This is a genomic window from Psychrobacter sp. NPDC078409, assembly GCF_050268505.1.
In the GTDB taxonomy this organism is placed as follows: domain Bacteria; phylum Pseudomonadota; class Gammaproteobacteria; order Pseudomonadales; family Moraxellaceae; genus Psychrobacter.
Genome location: NZ_JBNNGW010000009.1, coordinates 4,337 through 5,787 on the forward strand (window position 1 = coordinate 4,337; position 1,451 = coordinate 5,787).

Below are 1,451 nucleotides of genomic sequence, written 5' to 3' on the forward strand. Positions count from 1 at the left end.
CTGGCAGTCGCAGATACCAGGCTGCTGCAACTGTTTATTAAAAACACAGCACTCTGCAAACACGAAAGTGGACGTATAGGGTGTGATGTCTGCCCGGTGCTGGAAGGTTAATTGATGGGGTTAGCGTAAGCGAAGCTCTTGATCGAAGCCCCAGTAAACGGCGGCCGTAACTATAACGGTCCTAAGGTAGCGAAATTCCTTGTCGGGTAAGTTCCGACCTGCACGAATGACATAATGATGGCAGCGCTGTCTCCAGCAGAGACTCAGTGAAATCGAAATCGCAGTGAAGATGCTGTGTACCCGCGGCTAGACGGAAAGACCCCGTGAACCTTTACTACAGCTTTACATTGAACTTTGACCTGACTTGTGCAGGATAGGTGGGAGGCTTTGAAGCCGAGACGCTAGTCTCGGTGGAGCCAATCTTGAAATACCACCCTGGTCATGTTGGGGTTCTAACTCAGGTATAACAATACCGAGGACAATGTATGGTGGGTAGTTTGACTGGGGCGGTCTCCTCCTAAAGAGTAACGGAGGAGTACGAAGGTGCGCTCAGACCGGTCGGAAATCGGTCGTAGAGTATAAAGGCAAAAGCGCGCTTAACTGCGAGACCCACAAGTCGAGCAGGTACGAAAGTAGGTCTTAGTGATCCGGTGGTTCTGTATGGAAGGGCCATCGCTCAACGGATAAAAGGTACTCTGGGGATAACAGGCTGATACCGCCCAAGAGTTCATATCGACGGCGGTGTTTGGCACCTCGATGTCGGCTCATCTCATCCTAGGGCTGAAGCAGGTCCTAAGGGTATGGCTGTTCGCCATTTAAAGAGGTACGCGAGCTGGGTTTAGAACGTCGTGAGACAGTTCGGTCCCTATCTACCGTGGGCGTTGGAAATTTGAGAGGATCTGCTCCTAGTACGAGAGGACCAGAGTGGACGAACCTCTGGTGTTCGGGTTGTCACGCCAGTGGCATTGCCCGGTAGCTACGTTCGGATGGGATAACCGCTGAAAGCATCTAAGCGGGAAGCCCACCTCAAGATTAGATTTCCCTAAAGAGCCGTTCAAGACTAGGACGTTGATAGGCAGGGTGTGGAAGCGCAGCGATGCGTGTAGCTAACCTGTACTAATTGCTCGTTTGGCTTGACCATACAACACCCAAGTGGTTTGTATACAAGTCTAATTAATCTATCTTGTATAGCTCAGGCTATAGAATAAAGAAAGAATATTTCGATATCACCTTTAACCTTGATTCAGTTAGGTTACAAGTTGATCGACCATAAACTAAACATTTATAGTCAAACAATAAAAATAACAGACTCATATCTAACCCCCTTTGCTGACGACAATAGCGCGATGGCCCCACCTGATCCCTTCCCGAACTCAGAAGTGAAACATCGTAGCGCCAATGGTAGTGTGGTTCGCCCATGTGAGAGTAGGTCATCGTCAGCTCTCTATTCT

2 rRNA genes (1 of these 2 cut by a window edge) are annotated in these 1,451 nt (G+C 49.2%); both read left to right on the top strand.

Going from position 1 to position 1,451, the window contains the following annotated elements:
• Positions 1-1,141 (top strand): 23S ribosomal RNA (locus ACQKC9_RS13405); it begins 1,786 nt to the left of the window's first position.
• A 187-nt stretch (positions 1,142-1,328) separates the two neighbouring features.
• A 5S ribosomal RNA gene (gene rrf, locus ACQKC9_RS13410) occupies positions 1,329-1,442 on the top strand.
• Positions 1,443-1,451 lie beyond the last annotated feature (9 nt).